General features: G+C 64.4%; 1 protein-coding gene and 1 pseudogene. Both read left to right on the plus strand.

Features of this window, described 5'->3' with window-relative positions; translation table 11 throughout:
• Positions 1-100 (plus strand): annotated as a pseudogene (locus EOA24_RS39855) (recombinase XerD); the annotation flags it as partial.
• A gap of 101 nt (positions 101-201) precedes the next feature.
• A partial coding sequence (locus EOA24_RS39860; RefSeq protein ID WP_281059949.1) for a carboxyl transferase domain-containing protein occupies positions 202-801 on the plus strand: 600 nt, incomplete at its 3' end.

Here is an 801-nt window from a genome sequence, read left to right on the forward strand (position 1 = left end):
CCTTGGCCATGCCGACATCTCGACCACGCAGATCTACACCCATGTGCTGGAGGAGCGGCTGGTGCGGCTGGTCAACGATCATCATCCGCTTGCCGACTAGGCCTCATATCGCTATGTGAGGGCGACGTTCCACCGCCCGGAGCCGGCATTTCAGCGGTTCCGCCAGCCATTTCGCCTTCCGACGGATCGGTCCGCTCAAGCATGTACAACTACCTCGACTTCGAAAAGCCGGTGCAGGATCTGGAGCTCAAGATCCTCGAGCTGAAGAAGCTTGCCGAGAACGGCGAGGCGGTCGATGTCGCCGAAGAGATCAGCCGGCTGGAAAAGCGTTCGCGCGACGCGTTGCGCGACCTCTACAAGGCGCTCACCCCCTGGCAGAAGGTGCAGGTCGCGCGCCATCCCGACCGCCCGCATTGCGTCGACTACATCAAAGGGCTGTTCACCGATTTCACGCCCTTGGCCGGCGACCGCAATTTCGGCGACGACCAGGCGATCGTCGGCGGCTTCGCCCGCTTCCGCGGCGAGCCGGTGGCGGTGATCGGCCAGGAAAAGGGTTCGGACACGGCAAGCCGCATCAAGCACAATTTCGGTTCGGTGCGGCCGGAGGGCTACCGCAAGGCGGTGCGCCTCATGGAACTGGCCGACCGTTTCAAGATCCCGCTTCTGACGCTGGTCGACACCGCCGGCGCCTATCCCGGCGTCGGCGCCGAGGAGCGCGGCCAGGCCGAAGCGATCGCACGTTCGACTTCCGCCTGCCTTTCGCTGAAAGTGCCGTCGATCTCGGTGGTCATCGGCGAAGGC

This window comes from Mesorhizobium sp. M2A.F.Ca.ET.039.01.1.1 (genome assembly GCF_003998035.1).
In the GTDB taxonomy this organism is placed as follows: domain Bacteria; phylum Pseudomonadota; class Alphaproteobacteria; order Rhizobiales; family Rhizobiaceae; genus Mesorhizobium.